The 17,497-nt window shown below is 68.1% G+C and carries 16 protein-coding genes and 1 pseudogene; 13 read left to right on the forward strand and 4 right to left on the reverse strand.

What is annotated here, in order from left to right; all coding sequences use genetic code 11:
* Window positions 1-164: 164 nt before the first annotated feature.
* Together ABDW59_RS03090 and ABDW59_RS03095 are read right to left on the reverse strand one after the other, a co-directional pair.
* A complete protein-coding gene (locus tag ABDW59_RS03090; protein WP_343627960.1) occupies window positions 165-599 on the reverse strand; it encodes a hypothetical protein in 435 nt (144 codons plus the stop codon).
* Window positions 596-1,564 carry an endonuclease/exonuclease/phosphatase family protein gene (locus ABDW59_RS03095; RefSeq protein ID WP_343628008.1) on the reverse strand — a complete coding sequence of 323 codons (969 nt, stop codon included), beginning with the start codon at window positions 1,562-1,564 and terminating at the stop codon, window positions 596-598. The genes ABDW59_RS03090 and ABDW59_RS03095 overlap by 4 nt, the downstream gene beginning before the upstream one ends.
* A gap of 188 nt (window positions 1,565-1,752) precedes the next feature.
* Here ABDW59_RS03095 and ABDW59_RS03100 point away from each other — a divergent pair, with 188 nt between their 5' ends.
* Entirely contained in the window at window positions 1,753-3,192 is a 1,440-nt protein-coding gene (locus tag ABDW59_RS03100) for a PLP-dependent aminotransferase family protein (protein ID WP_343627961.1), read from the forward strand.
* Between the two features lie 38 nt (window positions 3,193-3,230).
* Here ABDW59_RS03100 and ABDW59_RS03105 read toward each other — a convergent pair.
* Window positions 3,231-5,498: pseudogene (locus ABDW59_RS03105) on the reverse strand (FdhF/YdeP family oxidoreductase); the annotation flags it as partial.
* A 356-nt stretch (window positions 5,499-5,854) separates the two neighbouring features.
* On the opposite strand from ABDW59_RS03105, the gene ABDW59_RS03110 reads away from it, so the two are divergent.
* Both ABDW59_RS03110 and gph read left to right on the forward strand, forming a co-directional pair.
* A complete protein-coding gene (locus ABDW59_RS03110; protein WP_343627962.1) occupies window positions 5,855-7,372 on the forward strand; it encodes a methyl-accepting chemotaxis protein in 1,518 nt (505 codons plus the stop codon).
* Window positions 7,373-7,451: 79 nt separating this feature from the next.
* Window positions 7,452-8,111 carry a phosphoglycolate phosphatase gene (gph, locus tag ABDW59_RS03115; protein ID WP_343627963.1) on the forward strand — a complete coding sequence of 220 codons (660 nt, stop codon included), beginning with the start codon at window positions 7,452-7,454 and terminating at the stop codon, window positions 8,109-8,111.
* Window positions 8,112-8,120: 9 nt separating this feature from the next.
* Here gph and ABDW59_RS03120 read toward each other — a convergent pair whose 3' ends face one another.
* Complete coding sequence (locus tag ABDW59_RS03120; RefSeq protein WP_343627964.1) at window positions 8,121-8,762, reverse strand: chalcone isomerase family protein; 642 nt, start codon at window positions 8,760-8,762, stop codon at window positions 8,121-8,123.
* A 380-nt stretch (window positions 8,763-9,142) separates the two neighbouring features.
* On the opposite strand from ABDW59_RS03120, the gene trpE reads away from it, so the two are divergent.
* The 10 genes from trpE (at window position 9,143) to ABDW59_RS03170 (ending at window position 17,484) form a co-directional block, all read left to right on the forward strand.
* Window positions 9,143-10,627, forward strand: coding sequence for an anthranilate synthase component I (gene trpE, locus ABDW59_RS03125; RefSeq protein WP_343627965.1), 1,485 nt, complete (start codon window positions 9,143-9,145; stop codon window positions 10,625-10,627).
* Between the two features lie 20 nt (window positions 10,628-10,647).
* Window positions 10,648-11,232, forward strand: a complete 585-nt coding sequence (locus ABDW59_RS03130; protein WP_343627967.1) for an aminodeoxychorismate/anthranilate synthase component II — start codon at window positions 10,648-10,650, stop codon at window positions 11,230-11,232.
* Window positions 11,229-12,305: a low-specificity L-threonine aldolase gene (gene ltaE, locus ABDW59_RS03135; protein WP_343627969.1), complete on the forward strand. Its 1,077-nt coding sequence runs from the start codon at window positions 11,229-11,231 to the stop codon at window positions 12,303-12,305. The genes ABDW59_RS03130 and ltaE overlap by 4 nt, the downstream gene beginning before the upstream one ends.
* Window positions 12,306-12,317: 12 nt before the next feature.
* On the forward strand, window positions 12,318-13,358 hold the full coding sequence (trpD, locus tag ABDW59_RS03140) for an anthranilate phosphoribosyltransferase (protein ID WP_343627971.1): 1,041 nt from the start codon (window positions 12,318-12,320) through the stop codon (window positions 13,356-13,358).
* Between the two features lie 78 nt (window positions 13,359-13,436).
* A complete protein-coding gene (gene trpC / locus ABDW59_RS03145; RefSeq protein ID WP_343627972.1) occupies window positions 13,437-14,228 on the forward strand; it encodes an indole-3-glycerol phosphate synthase TrpC in 792 nt (263 codons plus the stop codon).
* Window positions 14,228-14,929: a uracil-DNA glycosylase gene (locus tag ABDW59_RS03150; RefSeq protein WP_343627973.1), complete on the forward strand. Its 702-nt coding sequence runs from the start codon at window positions 14,228-14,230 to the stop codon at window positions 14,927-14,929. Before trpC ends, ABDW59_RS03150 begins: the two co-directional genes overlap by 1 nt.
* A 152-nt stretch (window positions 14,930-15,081) precedes the next feature.
* A complete protein-coding gene (locus ABDW59_RS03155; protein ID WP_343627974.1) occupies window positions 15,082-15,498 on the forward strand; it encodes a hypothetical protein in 417 nt (138 codons plus the stop codon).
* A gap of 25 nt (window positions 15,499-15,523) precedes the next feature.
* A complete protein-coding gene (locus tag ABDW59_RS03160; protein WP_343627975.1) occupies window positions 15,524-15,940 on the forward strand; it encodes a DUF4279 domain-containing protein in 417 nt (138 codons plus the stop codon).
* A gap of 151 nt (window positions 15,941-16,091) precedes the next feature.
* The gene (locus ABDW59_RS03165; protein WP_343627977.1) at window positions 16,092-16,352 is read left to right on the forward strand and encodes a hypothetical protein; all 261 of its coding nucleotides are present in this window, start codon (window positions 16,092-16,094) and stop codon (window positions 16,350-16,352) included.
* A 187-nt stretch (window positions 16,353-16,539) separates the two neighbouring features.
* Entirely contained in the window at window positions 16,540-17,484 is a 945-nt protein-coding gene (locus ABDW59_RS03170; RefSeq protein WP_343627978.1) for a BadF/BadG/BcrA/BcrD ATPase family protein, read from the forward strand.
* Window positions 17,485-17,497 lie beyond the last annotated feature (13 nt).

A 17,497-nucleotide genomic window follows, 5' to 3' on the forward strand; every position in this document is an offset into this window, starting at 1 on the left:
CCGGCGATGCGGGAAGCGCCGCTGGGCGAGGCCGGATCAGCTCCCTAAAGTACGACTCATGCGGTCCAGGTTTTGGTGGTGGATCCGCAGAGGCGCAAGCCGGACGTCAATGGGTAAGGCGGACATTCGAAAGGATGTCCGCCTTCGTCTTTTGGAGGGGCGCGTCAACGCCTCTGCCCTGACCGCCAGGATCCATCCGCGAAGCCCTGAACGATGCGACCGACCCGCGCAGTCCGGAGCAACTCGGCGAGCTCCTTCATCAGCTCATCGCCATGACCGCAAGGCAGGCTCAGGAAGTTGTAGACCAGCTCGATCGGATAGCCGCCGTCTCGATCGGTCCTCCAGCCCGCGATGATGCGACCGTGGCGCTCGTCCTCGGTGCTGCGGATCACCAGTCGCTCGGTGAGGTCGGCGATGCTCAGCGCCAGTTCATCGTCCGAGTTCTGGAACTCTCCGAGGAACAGCTTGGCCTTGCCGAACGTCGCGCTCTGAAGGGCCTCGTCGAGTCGGTCGAGGATGCCGCGGATCTCTGCCCACTCGCCATCCGCGCTGTTGGCGGACGCGATGCCCGATTGAATGTCGCTGGCAAAGTCGCTCATGACGCGTGCCTTTCAAAGTGACCGACGATGGGCAGGTGGTCGACCAGACTGCTCCCGGATCCGACCAGATCGTCGAGCGCCGGCAACGAGAGAACCCGGGTGCGCTGCTCATTCATGCGCCAGCCCGACCGGCTCAGGAGCAGCGAGGACGACACGATCAGCTGGTCGAACGTGCGCCAGTAGGAGAACTCGCCCTTGGCGTGGAAGTAGGTGCCCGGATCGCTGAGGTGGGCGGTGGATCCCCCGCCCCCGAAGCTGCTGAGATGGCGCCAGAACGGGTTGTAGAGGAGCTTGGGATTTCGCTCGACGCGGAGCCGGTCGCGGCTGGCTCGGAGATAGCGCTCGATGCCCTCGTCGAAGGGCTCGTCATTGAAGTCGCCAAGGACGACGACGTTCGCCTGCGGGTTCAAGCGGAACAGATGCTGGTCTATCCATCGCCGAAGGAAGGAGGCGATGTGCGTCCTGGCGCTGTCTTGTCGGTCCAGGTGCAGGCGGCTGGGCCAGTGGGCGGCGATCACCTCCAAGGGCGGATCGCCCTCGGCCAGTTGGGCGCGGAAGTGCATCCCGACCTTGACCACCGGACCGCGGCCGTCGTCGACGATCGGAGACCGGAATCCGACCTTCACGTATCCCTTGCGGCCCAGAATGCAAAGCGAGAACCGGCTTCGTCCCGCCGTTTGGAAGAAGGGGAACCACACGTAATCCGATCGTGAGATCGGGCAGGCCTCTTGCAGGCCGGCGACGCTGCTCGGCGCCATCTCGCCCAGCACGATGAGGTCGGCGCGGACTTCATGAATGAGGTGCAGCAATACTGCCGCCGCGGTTTGATAGTCCTTGGGTTTGGCGCGGTCGGGGTCACGGGTCGGCGACAGACCTGTGTTCCACCACGCGATGCACACGCCCGATCCGGGCTGGATTCGATCTCGGTTCATGACTGCGAACCACCTCTGCAACGAAGCCATCACTTCCGCCAATCCATCGCGACCGGCGCCGACTCCCCGCGTTTCTCGCAGGGGAAGCCGGTCACTCTACGCGTCGGGATGTCACGCGGACCTGGACTTCGCAACCCTCGATAGGTGGACTTTCAGCCTCGACTGCCGCTCATAAACTACCGGACCCACCGAGATCTGCCATCGCTGCGTCCGGACCCCTCATGAAGCTCTACGAGAAGCTCGCCAACGACATCGAGCGCCAGATCCGCGGTGGGGTGCTTCGCCACGGCGACCGGCTGCAGTCGGTCCGCCAGACCAGCCGCCAATGCGCGCTGAGCGTCACCACCGTGCTGCGCGCCTACCTGCTGCTGGAGAGCCGCGGGCTCCTGATCAGCAAGCCGCAGTCGGGCTACTTCGTCCAGCTGCGACCGGGCAGCGATGCCGCCGAGGCCGCCGCCGACGCGGTGGAGGCGATCACCACGCCCAAGCCCATGGCGCTCTCCGCCACGGTCGACGTCTCGCGCCTGGTCCTGTCCACGCTGCGCTCCATCGCCGCGCACGACGCGGTGCCGCTCGGCTCCCCGTATCCCGACACCGGCAGCTTCCCGCTGCAGAAGCTCAACCGCTATGCCTATGCCGCCGGCCAGGACCCGTCGCTGCGCGCGCTGCAGACCGGCCTGCCGCCGGGGCATCCGCAGCTGATCCGGCAGATCGCCAAACGCTATCTGGACAAGGGCCAGACCGTCGATCCGGCGGAGATCCTCATCACCCTGGGCGCGACCGAGGCCATCAACCTGTGCCTGCAGGCCGTGGCCAAACCGGGCGACGTGATCGCTGTCGAGTCGCCGACCTTCTACGCGATGCTGCACGCCATCGAGCGCATGGGCATGAAGGCGATCGAGGTGCCCACGCATCCGGAGCACGGCATCGACGTCGACGCGCTGGCCGGCATCGCCGCGTCGCAGGCGATCGCCGCCTGCATGGTCATGCCCAACTTCCAGAATCCGCTGGGCTTCGTGATGCCGGATGAGCGCAAGCAGACCCTGGTGGAGCTCGCGACGCGGCTGGACATGCCGCTGATCGAGAACGGCGTCTACAACGAGCTGTATTACGGCGCCGCGCCGCCGCGCACGCTCAAGTCCTATGACCGCGAGGGGCTGGTGCTGCATTGCGGCACCTTCTCCAAGACGCTGACCTCGATCTATCGCATCGGCTGGGCGCTGCCGGGCCGCTATCGCGATCAGGTCGAGAAACTGAAGTTCCTGAACACGCTGACCACGCCGCCGCTCCCGCAGATGGCGATCGCGCGCTTCCTGACGCGCGACGGCTACGAGGCTCACCTGCGCCGCCTGCGCAAGGCCTATGCGCAGCAGGCCAGCCTGATGCGCGCGATCGTGCTGCGCTTCTTCCCGGAGGGGACGCGCGTGTCCACGCCGCGCGGGGGCTACGTGCTCTGGATCGAGATGCCGCCGCAAGTCGACGCGATGCGGCTCTACGAGCTGGCGCTCGCGCGCGGCATCACGATCGGGCCGGGTCACATGTTCTCGGTCTCGGACCGCTACCGGCATTTCATCCGGCTGAACTACAGCACGCCCTGGTCGCCCGCGATCGAGCGGGCCGTCATCACCGTCGGCAAGCTGGCCGCCGACTGCATGCGCTGAGCGGCGGGCGATGACCTGGTGACGGGCGCGCCGGTCACCTTGACCAGCCGCACCGGGATGGACTTGTACGAGGGCGTGCCGCTCTCCTCGTCGATGTCGTCCAGCGGCGCGAGCACGTTGGCCTCGGGGTAGTAGGCGGCGACGGAGCCGCGCGCGATGTCGTACTCGATGACGGTGATGCCGGGCAGGCGCAGCGCGCGACCCTCGGCGACGGTCTCGATGTCAACGACGTCGCCGTGCTCCAGCCCTTGAGCCGCCAGATCCGCCGGATGCATGAACAGCACGTCGCGCCGGCCGAAGACGCCCCGATAGCGATCGTCCAGTCCATAGACGGTGGTGTTGTACTGGTCGTGGCTGCGGATCGTGACCAGGCGCAGCGCGTCGGCGGACCAGGGCTGATAGCGCTCGCTCACGCCGCGGAAGACCGAGAACATCGCTTTGCCGCTGGGCGTGGGCCAGACGCGCTCGGTCGGCGGCAGCGGCATGCGGAAGCCGCCCGGCACGCGGATGCGCGCGTTGTAGCCGTCGAAGCCGGGCAGGGTGCGCTCGATCAGATCGCGGATGCGGTCGTAGTCCTCGACCAGCCCCAGCCAGTCGACGCGGCTCTGCGGCAGCGTGGCGCGCGCCAGCCCCGCGATGATCGCCGGCTCCGAGCGCAGCAGCGGCGACGCGGGCCGCAGCCGCCCCGCCGACGCATGCACCATGGACATCGAGTCCTCGACGGTGATGGACTGCGCGCCGCTCGCCTGCAGGTCGAGCTCGGTGCGGCCGAGCACCGGCAGCAGAAAGGTCTCGCGCCCGACCAGCAGGTGCGAGCGGTTCAGCTTGGTGCCCAGGTGCACGCTGAGTTCGAGCGACTTCATCGCCGGATGGCAGCGCTGCGGATCCGGCAGCGCCACGGCGAAGTTGCCGCCCAGGCAGATCAGCGCCTTCGCCTGACCGGTCTCCATCGCCTGCATCGCCTTGACCGCGTCGTGGCCGTGCGCGCGCGGCGGGGCGAAGCCGAAGACCTGCTCGATCTTGTCGAGGAAGTCCTGGGGCGGCTTCTCGGTGATGCCGACGGTGCGGTTGCCCTGCACGTTGGAATGGCCGCGCAGCGGGCAGATGCCGGCGCCGGGCTTGCCGATGTTGCCGCGCATCAGCAGCAGGTCGGCGATCAGCCGCACGTTGGCGGTGCCGGTGTTGTGCTGGGTCACGCCCATGCCGTAGCAGACGATGGTGGCCTTGGACTTGGCGTAGGCCTGGGCGACCCGCTCCAGATCGACGCGGCGCAGCCCGCTCTCCTGCACGATGTCGGCCCACGAGGTCGCGTGCAGATCCTCGACCAGCGCGTCGAACCCCTGCGTGTGCTCGGCGATGAAGGCGCGGTCCAGCACCTGGCCGCGCTTGTCCCAGGCGTCCAGCGCGAGCAAGGCCTTCATGACGCCCTTGAGCGCCGCCGCGTCGCCGCCGGCGCGGACCAGCAAGTAGGTCGAGGCGATGTCGGTGGAGCGGTAGGTCGCCATCTCCACCACGTTCTGCGGATCGGCGAAGCGCTCCAGCGCCCGCTCCCGCAGCGGGTTGAACACGATGATGGGCACGCCGCGCCGGGCCGCCTCATGCAGCGTGCCCATCATGCGCGGGTGGTTGGTGCCGGGGTTGTGGCCGATGGAGAGGATCAGCTCGGTCGTGTCGAAGTCCGCCAGCGACACCGTGCCCTTGCCGATGCCGATGGACTGCGGCAGGCCGACGCTGGTGGCCTCGTGGCACATGTTGGAGCAGTCGGGGAAGTTGTTGGTGCCGTACTCGCGGGCGAAGAGCTGGAACAGATAGGCCGCCTCGTTGGAGGCGCGGCCGGACGTGTAGAACTCGACCCGGTCGGGCGAGTCCATGGCGCGCAGCCGCTCGCCGATGCGGGCGAAGGCCTGGTCCCAGTCGACGGGGAGGAAGCGGTCGGACGCCGCGTCGTAGCGCATCGGGTGCGTGAGGCGGCCGAAGTTCTCCAGCTCGTAATCGGACATCGCCAGCAGCTCGGTGACCGTGTGACTGGCGAAGAACTCCGGGGTGACGCGCTTGCTGGTGGCCTCCCAAGTGACGGCCTTGGCGCCGTTCTCGCAGAACTGGAAGGTGGACTTGTGCTCCTTGTCGGGCCAGGCGCAGCCGGGGCAGTCGAAGCCGGCCGGCTGGTTGGTCCGCATCAGCACGATGGGCGCGGTGACGAACTCCATCTGCTCGCGCACCGCCTTGGCCGTGGCCTGCAGCGCGCCCCAACCGCCGGCGGGGCCGTCGTAGGGGCGGATGCCGGGGACTTCGCGACGCTTGCTCATGGGAACCTCTGGACGAAACGGAATGGGGGAACGGGATCGTTCGATGGACTGAATGGTGGGGGCGAGGCGGGTGGCGCACAGAGCACAGATCGGCGCGGCGCGGCAGTGCACAGTTCATCGTCGGTGCGCCCGGCCCAGGCGGCAATCGGGCGGGATCGCCGCATTCATCGGCATGCGCCGGCCTCGCGTCGGAGTCGTCCGAGGCGATGTGGCCATCGAGCGTGCGGAAGTGACGCAATACGCCGTGCGTTAGCGCCCGTCGGCTTCAGAGGCAGGCGGCCATGGCCGATAAACGCGGGTTGGTCCGATGCCATTTCGGCTCCCGCCCCTGTTCCCGCTCCTCTTCCAGAAGCTCCATGAAACTCCGTACTCGAATCTTGTTCCTCTGCCTGGCCGCGCTGGTCGGCATGCTGGTCTTGGCGGCCGTGTCGCTGACGACGCTGCGCCAGACCATGATGAAGGAGCGCACCGCGCAGCTGTCGACGCTGGTGGTGCTGGCGCACTCCGCGCTGGAGAAGCTGCACGCGCAGGAGGTCGCCGGCCAGATCACGCGCGAGGAAGCGCAGAAGCAGGGCAAGCTGATCATCGGCAGCTTCCGCAAGGACGAGCAGTACTTCTTCGTCCGCGGCTACAGCGACGACGTGAACCTGGTCCATCCGAATCCCAAGCGCGTCGGCATCGTCGACGCCAAGGGCGGCAAGGAAGCCGGCGTGCGCTACCGCGCCGCGCTGGAGGGCAAGACCATCGGCACGGTGATCGCGCCGGGCACCCGGCCCAACACCAAGGACGAGGTCGAGAAGCTCTATGCGGTGACGCGCTTCGGCCCCTGGGACTGGATCATCGGCTTCGGCGATTACATCGACGACATCGACAAGGCCTTCTGGCGCAGCGCCGCGATGCTGCTGGGGCTGGGCCTGGCGCTGATGGCCGTCGTGGGCGTGCTGGGCTGGCGTCTGGCGCGCAGCATCTATCGCCAGCTGGGCGGCGAGCCGGCTTATGCCTCGGACATCGTTCACCGCATCGGCGGCGGCGACCTGAACGTGGCGGTCGACCTGAGCGGCGCGCACGCCGACAGCCTGCTGTCGGCCATGGACCGCATGCAGCGCAGCCTATCGACCACGGTGTCGCAGATTCGGGGATCGACCGACACCATCGCCAGCGCCGCCGGCGAGATCGCCATGGGCAACCGCGATCTGTCCTCGCGCACCGAGTCGCAAGCCAGCGCGCTGGAGGAGACCGCCGCGTCGATGGAGGAGCTGACCGCGACCGTCAAACAGAGCGCCGACAACGCGCGCCAGGCCAACCAGCTGGCGATGTCGGCCTCCGAGATCGCGGTGCAGGGCGGCCGCGTGGTGGACGAGGTCGTGGCGACCATGGCGTCGATCAGCGGCTCGTCCAACAAGATCGTCGACATCATCGGCGTGATCGACGGCATCGCCTTCCAGACCAACATCCTGGCGCTGAACGCGGCGGTCGAGGCGGCTCGCGCCGGCGAGCAGGGCCGCGGCTTCGCGGTCGTGGCCTCGGAAGTGCGCACGCTGGCGCAGCGCAGCGCGACGGCCGCCAAGGAGATCAAGTCGCTGATCGGCGACTCGGTGCAGAAGGTGGAGGCGGGCAGCGCGCTGGTCACGCAGGCGGGCGCGACCATGTCGCAGATCGTCGGCAGCGTGAAGCGGGTCACCGACATCGTCGGCGAGATCACCAGCGCCAGCCAGGAACAGACCGCCGGCATCGAGCAGATCAACCAGGCCATCGCGCAGATGGACCAGGCCACGCAGCAGAACGCGGCGCTGGTGGAGCAGGCGTCGGCTGCGGCTGAGTCGCTGGAGCAGCAATCGCAGACGCTGGTCGCGGCGGTCGGCGTGTTCTCCTGAGGCGGCAAGCCCTGGCACGGGCCGGGGCGCGGGCGCATGGCGGCGGGCGCGACCGGCGAGGCGGCTACGATCCCGGCCCATGACCGCGCTCGTCCCCCGCCCCACCGCTTTCATGATCGACCTCGACGGCACGCTCGTCGACACGCTCGGTGACTTCGTCGCCGTGCTCCACCAAGTGCTGTCCGATCTGTCGCTGCCGGCTGTCGATCGCGGCTTCGTCGAGCACACGATCGGGCAGGGCAGCGAGCATCTGATCCGCAGCGTGCTGACCGAGGTCGGCGCGCCGCAGTCGCTTTACGACTCGGCCTGGGCGCTTTACCAGCGCCATTACGACGCGCTCAACGGCACGCATGCCGAGGTCTATCCCGGCGTGATCGAAGGACTGGACGCCTTGCGCGCGCTGGGTCTGCCGATGGCCTGTCTGACCAACAAGCCCGCCGCCTTCGCGCGCGAGCTGCTCAAGCGCAAGGGGCTGGATCGCTACTTCGACCGCGTCTTCGGCGGCGACGATTTCGAGCGCAAGAAGCCCGATCCGCTGCCGCTGCTCAAGACCTGCGAGGCGCTGGGCTCGATGCCCGGGACGACCTGGATGGTGGGCGACTCCAGCAACGACGCGCGCGCCGCGCATGCGGCCGGTTGCCCGATCGCGCTGGTGAGCTACGGCTACAACCACGGGCAGCCGATCGCCGACGTGCCGGCGCAGCGGCACATCGATCGCATCGACGAGCTGATGCGCTGAGCGCGGTGCTTACTTCGCGCCGCCCAGCAGGGCCGATTTCAGGCCGTTGTCCGCGGGGGACTTGCCGACCCAGATCTTCAGCAGGGCGTTGAAGAACTCGGGCTCCTTGATCGCCTCGCCGGGTACGAGCGCGCCGTTGACGAAGATCACCGTGCCGGTGCCCGGGATGAAGTCCACGCCGAAGCTCTCGCCGCTCTTGAGCTTCTTCTTCTGCACGAAGATCTCCGACATGCGCAGCACGCCGTTGATCGAGCGGCCGAATTCCTCGCGCGAGGTGTTCTGCTCCATGCCCTTGGTGAAGAGCTTGCCCAGCTCCTCGCCGTCGATGTCGCGCAGCATCTGGATGTGCATGCGCTTGGGACCGGTGTTGGCCAGGATCGCCTCGGGCGTGGTCGCCTTGGCGTTCATGTACAGGCCGGCCGTGTAGACCTTGAAGATTGCCTTGTAGCGGATGCCGGCGCCGTTGAGCACCAGCTTCTGGCCGGCGACCTCGACATTGGCCGGGTACTTCACGCCGGCCAGCTCCACCGGTGCGGCGGGCGCCTCGGCGGTGGCGGGTGTGCCCTGGGCCGTGGCGGGCAGCGGGGTGGACAGCGACAGCACCGTGACGGCGGCGGCGCTCAGGACAGCGAGAACATGGCGCTTGGACATCGTGTCTCCTTCCCTCGTGGAGGATCGGCCGGCTCCCATGCCGGCTCTGGCCGCGCAGTATCCGCCAAGCGCCCGCGCGGCGGCCATCGGGGATGCTCCTGCTACACTGCGCCGCACCATGTTTATCACGCGCAAGCACATCAAGGGGTCGAACGACCGGGGAGCCTGGCCCTGGCGATCCTGGCACGACTTCACCTGAAGCCGCCTGCTGCTTGCCACCCGCCCCGGATGCTCTTTCTCCGGCCGCGGGACACCGTCACACATTCTCTGCACCCTGGTCGATGGGGCAGGTCCAACAGGCGACCTGAGACTGCGCTTGCGCGCGTCGCGTCACGTGTCCAACACTGACCGCACGCCGCATTCACGAGAGGTTTGACGACGTGATCACCGAACTGGAATTCCAAAGCCTGGCCGCCGACGGCTACAACCGCATCCCCCTCATCAGCGAGGCCTTCGCCGATCTCGAGACGCCGCTGTCGCTGTATCTCAAGCTCTGCGCCGGCAACGGCCCCGGCCGTCACAGCTTCCTGCTGGAGTCGGTGGTCGGCGGCGAGCGCTTCGGCCGTTACTCCTTCATCGGCTTGCCGGCCCGCACCGTCCTCAAGAGCGAGGGCACGACCACCCGCGTGATCCGCGACGGCGAGGTCATCGAGATCCACGAGGGCGACCCGCTCGCCTTCATCGAGTCCTATCAGCAGCGCTTCAAGGTCGCGCTGCGGCCCGGCATGCCGCGCTTCTGCGGCGGTCTGGCCGGCTACTTCGGCTACGACGCGGTGCGCTACATCGAGCCGCGCCTGGCCGACTCCACGCCCGAGGGCGGCCTGCCCACGCCCGACGTGATGCTGCTGCAGTGCGAGGAGCTTGCCGTCATCGACAACCTGTCGGGCAAGCTCTATCTGATCGTCTATGCGGACCCGTCGCAGCCCGAGGCCTATTTCCGCGCCAAGAAGCGGCTCACCGAGCTCAAGGACAAGCTGAGCTATTCCGTGGCCGCGCCGCGCGTGGCCCGCGGCCAGGCGCATCCGGTGGAGCGCGAATTCGCGAAGGCCGATTTCCTGGCGTCGGTGGACAAGGCCAAGGAGTACATCGCCTCCGGCGACTGCATGCAGATCGTCTTCGGCCAGCGCCTGAAGAAGCGCTACACCGAGTCGCCGCTGAGCCTGTACCGCGCGCTGCGCTCGCTCAATCCCAGTCCCTACATGTACTTCTACGACATGGGGGACTTCCAGATCGTCGGCGCCTCGCCGGAGATCCTCGTGCGACAGGAGTCCACGCCCGACGGCCGCAAGGTGACGATCCGCCCGTTGGCGGGGACGCGTCCGCGCGGCGGCACGCCGGAACAGGACCAGGCGCTGGAGGTTGAGCTCAAGGCCGATCCGAAGGAACGCGCCGAGCATCTGATGCTGATCGACCTGGCGCGCAACGACATCGGCCGCATCGCGCAGACGGGCAGCGTCAAGGTCACCGACGCCTTCGCGGTGGAGCGCTACTCGCATGTGATGCACATCGTCAGCAACGTCGAGGGCATCCTCAAGCCGGACGTCGGCAACATGGACGTGTTCCGCGCCAGCTTCCCGGCGGGCACGCTGTCGGGCGCGCCCAAGATCCGCGCGATGGAGATCATCGACACGCTCGAGCCGGTCAAGCGCGGCATCTACGGCGGCGCCTGCGGCTACCTGAGCTTCGGCGGCGACATGGACCTGGCCATCGCGATCCGCACCGGCGTGGTCATGGACCAGGTGCTGTACGTGCAGGCGGCGGCGGGCATCGTGGCCGATTCGGTGCCCGAGCTCGAATGGAAGGAGACCGAGGCCAAGGCGCGCGCGCTGCTGCGCGCCGCGGAGCTGGTCGAAGAAGGTTTCTGAGGCTGAGGACGGAGAACGACATGCTGCTGATGATCGACAACTACGACAGCTTCACCTTCAATCTGGTGCAGTACTTCGCCGAGCTCGGCGCCGACGTGAAGACGGTGCGCAACGACCAGATCACGCTGGACGAGATCGCGGCGCTCAACCCGACCCACCTGGTGCTCTCGCCCGGTCCCTGCACGCCCAAGGAAGCGGGCGTGTGCGTACCGGCGATCCAGCGCTTCATCGGCCAACTGCCCATCCTGGGCGTGTGCCTGGGGCACCAGAGCATCGGTGCCGCGCTGGGCGGCCACATCATCCGCGCCAAGGTGCAGATGCACGGCAAGTCCTCGACCATCGCCACCGATCGGCAAGGCGTGTTCAGCGGGCTGCCGGAACGCTTCGACGTGATCCGCTATCACTCGCTGGCGATCGAGGAATCCTCGCTGCCCGCAGCGCTGGAGATCAGCGCCCGCACCGACGACGGCGAAATCATGGGCGTGCGTCATCGCGCGCTGGCCGGGACCGCGACGCCGCTGGAAGGCGTGCAGTTCCACCCTGAATCCATCCTGTCCGAGCACGGTCACGCGATGCTCAAGAACTTCCTGGAGTTGGCGCGATGAATGCAAGTACGAACGCGGTGAACACGAACCGCGCGAAGGTCGTCGACCTGCGCAGCGACACCGTCACCCAACCGACGGCCGCGATGCGCGCGGCAATGGCCGCGGCTCCGCTGGGCGACGACGTCTTCGGCGACGACCCCAGCGTGAACGCGCTGCAGGCGGCGCTGGCGGAGCGGCTGGGCTTCGAGGCCGGGCTGTTCATGCCGACCGGCACGCAGAGCAATCTGGCCGCGCTGATGGCGCATTGCGAGCGCGGCGATGAGTTCATCGTCGGCCAGTACGCCCACACCTATCGCTGGGAGGGCGGCGGCGCGGCGGTGCTGGGATCGATCCAGCCGCAGCCGCTGAATCACGCGGCCGACGGCTCGCTGCCGCTGGCCGACGTCGAGGCCAACATCAAGCCCGATGACCCGCACTTCGCGCGGACGCGCCTGCTGGCGCTGGAGAACACCATCGGCGGGAAGGTCCTGCCCATGGGCTACCTGGCCCAGGCCTCCGAGCTGGCGCAGCGCCACGGCCTGTCGCGGCATCTCGACGGCGCGCGGCTGTTCAACGCGGCGGTGGCCGTGGCGGCGGCCGAGGGCGGCGATCCCTATGCGGCCGCGAAGCGCATCTGCTCGCACTTCGACAGCGTGTCGGTGTGCTTCTCCAAGGGGCTGGGCGCGCCGGCGGGCTCCATGCTGTGCGGCTCGCGCGAGCTGATCCGGCGCGCGCGGCGCGCGCGCAAGATGCTCGGCGGCGCGATGCGGCAGACGGGGGTGCTCGCGGCGGCGGCGCATCATGCGCTGGACCATCATGTCGCGCGGCTGGGCGAGGATCACGTGCTCGCGACGCGTCTGGCCGAGGGGCTGCAAGGTCTGCCCGGTCTGACGGTGGAAGCGCCGCAGACCAACATGGTGTTCTGCGATGTGGACAAGGAGATCGCGACCCAGCTGGTCGCGCATCTGAAGCGCGAGGGCGTGTTGTCGACGGGGCTCTACAAGCTGCGCTTCGTGACCCACCTCGACGTGGACGCCGAGGGCGTCGACCGCGCGATCGCGGCGACGCGCCGCTTCTTCCAAGCCCAGGCCTGATCGGAGAGCTCCATGCCCATCACCGACAACGAAGCACTGGTCCGCGTCATCGAGCATCGCGAGATCTTCCATGACGAGATGCTGGCGCTGATGCGCCGCATCATGAGCGGCGACATCTCGCCCGTGACCGCAGCGGCCATCCTGATCGGCCTGCGCGTCAAGAAGGAAACCATCGGCGAGATCACCGCCGCCGCGCAAGTGATGCGCGAGTTCTCGGTGAAGGTGCCGATCGCACCGGGTCCGCACCTGGTCGACGTCGTCGGCACCGGCGGCGACGGCGCGCACACCTTCAACATCTCGACCTGCTCGATGTTCGTCGCGGCCGCGGCGGGCGCGCAGGTGGCCAAGCACGGCAACCGCAGCGTGTCCTCGAAGACCGGCAGCGCCGATGTGCTCGAGGCGCTGGGCGTGACGCTGTCGCTGCCGCCGCAGGCGGTGGCGCAGTGCGTGGAGCAGACCGGCATCGGTTTCATGTTCGCGCCCAACCACCATCCGGCGATGAAGAACATCGCGCCCGTCCGCAAGGAACTGGGCGTGCGCACCATCTTCAACATCCTGGGCCCGCTGACCAATCCGGCGGGCGCGCCCAACATCCTGATGGGCGTGTTCCATCCGGACCTGGTGGGCATCCAGGTCCGCGTGATGCAGCGCCTGGGCGCGGAGCACGCGGTCGTGGTGTACGGGAAGGACGGGATGGACGAGATCTCGCTGGGCGCGGCGACGATGGTGGGCGAGCTGAAGAACGGCGAGATCCGCGAGTACGAGATCCATCCCGAGGACTTCGGCATGCCCATGGTCGCGAGCCGCAATCTGCGGGTGAGCGGACCGGAGGAGAGCCGCAAGATCCTGCTGGGCGTGCTGGGCAACGAGCCCGGCGCGGCGCGCGACATCGTGTTGCTGAATGCCGGCGCGACGCTGTATGCGGCCAATGTGGTCGACAGCATCGCCGACGGCATCGCGAAGGCGCGCGTGGCGATCGAGTCCGGCGCGGCGCGCGCCAAGCTCGACCAGTTCGTCGCCGAGACGCAGCGGCAAGCCGCGGCGCAGTCCTGATCTGACGCCGCCGGAGGTCCTGAGCGACCTCTGCGCGGTCGTCGCCGGCGCTGACGCCGGAGAAGAAGTGAGAGAGCCATGTCCGACATCCTGGATCGCATCAACGCCGTGAAGCGGCAAGAGGTCGCGGCTGCGCAGGCCCAGCTGCCGCTGGCCGCGCTGCGCGCCAAGGCCGAGTCCCGCGCCGAGCCGACGCGCGGTTTCGTGAACGCGCTGCGCGCCAAGATCGCGGCGGGCCGCAGCGGCGTGATCGCCGAGGTGAAGAAGGCCAGTCCCAGCAAGGGCGTGCTGCGCGCGGACTTCCGTCCGGCCGAGATCGCTCGCAGCTACGAGCAGCACGGCGCCGCCTGCCTCAGCGTGCTGACCGACGCGCCGCATTTCCAGGGCTCGGTCGAGTACCTTCAGCAGGCCCGCGCGGCCTGCGCGCTGCCGGTGCTGCGCAAGGATTTCATGATCGACGCGTACCAGGTCTACGAGGCCCGCGCGATGGGCGCCGACTGCATTCTGCTGATCGCCGCCAGCCTGGACGACGGGCAGATGGCGGAGCTCGAGGACTGCGCGCTGGGGCTCGGACTCGACGTGCTGGTCGAGGTCCATGACGGCGCGGAGCTGGAGCGCGCGCTGCGTCTGAAGACGCCGATGGTGGGCATCAACAACCGCAACCTCAAGACCTTCGAGGTGACGCTGGACACGACGCTGGGACTGCTCAAGCAGGTGCCGGCGGACCGGCTGCTGGTGACGGAGTCCGGCATCCTCGGCCCGGCCGATGTGGCCCGCATGCGCGAGGCCCAGGTCAACGCCTTCCTCGTCGGCGAGGCCTTCATGCGCGCGCCCGATCCGGGCGCGGCACTCGCGGCGCTGTTCAACTGATGGGCGCGAGCTTCTCTTCCATCGATTGGCAGGTCGGCGACGGCTGGCAGCCGCTGATCGACGCATGGCGCGCGGGCGCCGACGGGCAGCGCATCGAGGCGCTGCTGAAGGCGCGCGTCGCGGAGGGGGCGGTGATCTATCCGCCCGATCCCTTGCGGGCGCTGCGGCTCACGCCGCTCACGAATGCGAAGGTGGTCATCGTTGGCCAGGACCCGTATCACGGGCCCGGGCAGGCCGAGGGCCTCGCGTTCTCCGTGCCCATCGGGCAAAAGCTGCCGCCGTCGCTGCGCAACATCTTCAAGGAGCTGCTGCGTGACCTCGGCCAGCAGCCGGCGATGTCCGGTCACCTCGTCGAATGGGCCAAGCGCGGCGTGCTGCTACTCAACACCAGCCTGACCGTCGAGGACGGCGCGGCGGCGTCCCATGCGAAGAAGGGCTGGGAGTCGCTGACCGACGCGCTCATCGCGGCCACCGCGCAAGACCCGGCCCCCAAGGTCTATCTGCTGTGGGGCGCGCATGCGCAGGCGAAGGCGCCGTTGATCGAGTCGGCAGGGCGCGGGCACCTGGTGCTGCAGGCCAATCACCCGTCTCCACTGTCCGCGACCCGCGGGCCCGCGCCGTTCATTGGTTGCGGGCATTTCTCGGCGGCGAGCGCTTGGTTGAAGACGCGGGGCGTGGACCTCGACTGGTCCTTGGACTGACGCGAAGGCGCGTCGTTGCGCGACCTGCGAGCGCTGCAAAGGCTGTGGGTGGTTTGACAAGAACAGCGGCAGACACGGCACGACGCCATCAGCGGGCAGGGCTATGGTTGGCAAGACCTGGTCGATATCGCTCAACAAATCAAGAACGGGACATGGTGATCATGGAGATTCCGTCCATCCTGATGCAGCGGCTGCCGCTCACCGTGAGTTCTGCGGACCAGTACTGGGGAAGCTTCGTCAAGATCGTCGGATCGAGTGAGGAGACCTTCTTCCGACTGCTCTATGCCGATTGGGCCTTGGAGTTGGGCGGGCGAATCATTGCCGATTCGTCCAGCTCTGCACAGCACAACCGATCGGGCTTGGACTTGCTGAAGGGGCGCTCGATCGAAGCGCTCACACTTGACGTGAGCGCGCATCGGATCACGTTGTGCAGTGGCGATGACCTGCGGCTGCAACTGAGCGCCAATCTCGCGGAGTACGAAGTCGATGACGAACTGCTCCTGATGAGCGTCCCGAACGCTTTCATCAGCTACTGCCCGGCCGCAGGTTGGGTCATCGAGCCACGTTAAGCGTGGACGTCAGGCCGAGATGAACATGCCCGACCACAAGGTGATCGCGGCCCTTTACCTCAAGGGCGCAGAACTCCAGCCAAGCGACGTTACTGCGGCCGTCAGCGTTGCACCGACGTCATCGCGGACACGCGGAGAGACGCGAACAACCTCGGCCGGGGCCACGATCTCCGCGAAGACTGGCCTGTGGGCCTTGATCGTTGAACGCGACGGGATGGAGGTCTCGACGGTCCTGACGGAGCTGCTCAACGCGCTGGGTCCACAGTCAGGGCTCTCAAACCTCCCCAACGTTGAAGAGGCCTACTTCGACATCTTTGTCGCGGCGCTCTCGAATGAGGACGGTGAGGGGACGTGCGAGTTTGGGCTGGCGCCGTCGCAATCGGCGGCGCTGGCGACGTACGGCTTGCCCGTGAAGTTCACCGTCAACATGGGCAAGCCGTAGCGATGGCGGGTGTGGTGGAACGCAGGTTGAGGGCCGTCGTCTCAGCGCTGATCGTCGCACTGGCGAGCCCGAACGCTGCCCAGGCCCTGCCCTCGGCCGACCCGGCGATGCGCCTTTACGCCGACACCCGATCGCAACGCAGGCCCGGCCCATGAGCGACAGGCATGCACCTCCTGCGAAGCATCGCGCGCTGCTGATGGTCACGCTCTTGGCCGCGAGCGCGGGCCTGGCTTTTGTCGGGCGTCTCGGCCTCGACTGGCTCATCGCCGCGTATCCCGACGAGGCCGGCGCCATCGAGCGCATTGGCGGCGGGATCCTTGGCATGGCCATCGGGTTGCTCGTCGTGATTCCGGTGTACAAGATGTATGGCGTCTTCGACGACAAGCACGAGTCCGGGCGACCCAAGCGATGAGGTGAAACGGACCAGCGAGGGCCGCGCGATACTCCCCGCTCGGCCCTCCCATCGGCGTTGCCCACAACTGGTACGCCGGTGGTCGTGGGCCAGATCCCCCTTGCGGAGCGGCCTCAGGCATCAGGGTTAAGTCCAGTGCGCTACCAATTGACGCTCCGCGTTTTTTGGTACTAAACTGGTATTAATCATGAATGCCCTCTCCCTGGCGGACGCCTGGTCCGCGCCGTTGCAGCCGCGCTTCGCGGTCGTCCGCTTCCTCGTGGGAGTGGATGGCGGTGGCACCGGCACGCGGGTCCGCCTCAGCGACGTCCATGGACGTCTGCTCGGCCAGGGTTGGGCCGGGCCGTCGGCGCTGGGGCAGGGCATCGCCCAAGCCTGGCGCCACATCCAGATGGCCGTTCAGGAAGCCGCCGCGAAGTCGGGCATCGAACGGCTGCCGCTCAGCGAAACCGCCATCGGGCTCGGACTGTCCGGCGCGGGCGTGGCCGCGCAGGCGCAGGCCTTCATCGCGCAGCAGCCGGGCTACGCCCACATCGAGCTGGTCAATGACGGCACCTCGTCGGTCATCGGCGCGCACGCGGGCCAACCCGGCGGCGTGATCGCGGCGGGCACCGGCACCGTCGGCGAAGCCCTGCGGGCCGACGGCTCCATGGTCTGCGTCAGCGGCTGGGGCTGGATCGGCGGCGACGAAGGATCGGGCGCGTGGCTGGGCATCCAGGCCATGCGCATCGCGCAGAAGGCGATGGACGGCCGCGTGGTCGCCGGACCGCTCGCGCAAGCCGTGTGGGGCGCCGCGGGCGCGACGCACGAGCAGGACCGCGACGCGATCAACGCCTGGGTCGCCCAGGCCGGTCAGCACGCCTATGCGCAGCTGGCCCCGCTCGTCTTCGAGCATTCGGAATCGGATCCCGCGGCCGGCGCGCTGGTCGCGCAGGCGGTGGCGGAGCTGGAGCAGCTCGCCCTCGCGCTGGACCCCACGCAGCAGCTGCCGCTGTCGCTGGCGGGCTCCGTGGCGCAGCGGCTTGCCGCGCTTTTCTCAGGCAACATTCGGGCCCGTTGCGTGTCGCCTCAAGGCGACTCGGCCGACGGCGCGCTGCGGCTGATCCGCGGCGCTCTCTCCGAAACACGTTGAGAAGAAGAGACGC

Source organism: Roseateles sp. (assembly GCF_039595295.1).
Lineage (GTDB): Bacteria > Pseudomonadota > Gammaproteobacteria > Burkholderiales > Burkholderiaceae_C > Roseateles.